Source organism: Acinetobacter sp. Marseille-Q1618, assembly GCF_902809855.1.
GTDB lineage: Bacteria > Pseudomonadota > Gammaproteobacteria > Pseudomonadales > Moraxellaceae > Acinetobacter.
The window spans coordinates 1-1,530 of record NZ_CADDWJ010000008.1; the positions used below are offsets into that span (position 1 = coordinate 1).

Consider the following 1,530-nt stretch of genomic DNA (forward strand, 5'->3'; position numbering starts at 1 on the left):
GTTCAACCGTTGCACCCGGTGGGACATCGGTGGTTGAACCGGTGATTTGTCCATCTGGTGTGACATCCACTGTGATCTGACCTGGCGTGCGATCAAGTCCTGGTTCGTTGTCTGTATCCGTCAGTGGGTTGCCATTGCGATCCGTTGTGGTTCCTGTGACATCGACACCACCATCGGCAATTGTTGGTGGCACTGTGCTGGTGAAGTGACCGTTGCTGTCGACTGTCACCGTAATGGTTTCGCTGACAGGGTTGCCGTTTGGATCTTTGCCTTCAACCACAAGTTCAACCGTTGCACCCGGTGGGACATCGGTGGTTGAACCGGTGATTTGTCCATCTGGTGTGACATCCACTGTGATCTGACCTGGCGTGCGATCAAGTCCTGGTTCATTGTCTGTATCCGTCAGTGGATTGCCATTGCGATCCGTTGTGGTTCCTGTGACATCGACACCACCATCGGCAATGCTTGGTGGCACTGTGCTGGTGAAGTGACCGTTGCTGTCGACTGTCACCGTAATGGTTTCGCTGACAGGGTTGCCGTTTGGATCTTTGCCTTCAACCACAAGTTCAACCGTTGCACCCGGTGGGACATCGGTGGTTGAACCGGTGATTTGTCCATCTGGTGTGACATCAACTGTGATCTGACCTGGCGTGCGATCAAGTCCTGGTTCGTTGTCTGTATCCGTCAGTGGATTGCCATTGCGATCCGTTGTGGTTCCTGTGACATCGACACCACCATCGGCAATGCTTGGTGGCACTGTGCTGGTGAAGTGACCGTTGCTGTCGACTGTCACCGTAATGGTTTCGCTGACAGGGTTGCCGTTTGGATCTTTGCCTTCGACCACAAGTTCAACCGTTGCACCCGGTGGGACATCGGTGGTTGAACCGGTGATTTGTCCATCTGGTGTGACATCAACTGTGATCTGACCTGGCGTGCGATCAAGTCCTGGTTCGTTGTCTGTATCCGTCAGTGGATTGCCATTGCGATCCGTTGTGGTTCCTGTGACATCGACACCACCATCGGCAATGCTTGGTGGCACTGTGCTGGTGAAGTGACCGTTGCTGTCGACTGTCACGGTAATGGTTTCGCTGACAGGGTTGCCGTTTGGATCTTTGCCTTCGACCACAAGTTCAACCGTTGCACCCGGTGGGACATCGGTGGTTGAACCGGTGATTTGTCCATCTGGTGTGACATCAACTGTGATCTGACCTGGCGTGCGATCAAGTCCTGGTTCATTGTCTGTATCGGTCAGTGGATTGCCATTGCGATCCGTTGTGGTTCCTGTGACATCGACACCACCATCGGCAATGCTTGGTGGCACTGTGCTGGTGAAGTGACCGTTGCTGTCGACTGTCACGGTAATGGTTTCGCTGACAGGGTTGCCATTTGGACCTTTGCCTTCGACCACAAGTTCAACCGTTGCACCCGGTGGGACATCGGTGGTTGAACCGGTGATTTGTCCATCTGGTGTGACATCCACTGTGATCTGACCTGGCGTGCGATCAAGTCCTGGTTCATTGTCTGTATCCG

General features: G+C 53.8%; 1 pseudogene. It reads right to left on the reverse strand.

Annotated elements, in window-relative coordinates:
* A pseudogene (locus HUS24_RS16925) lies at positions 1-1,530 on the reverse strand (hypothetical protein); the annotation flags it as partial.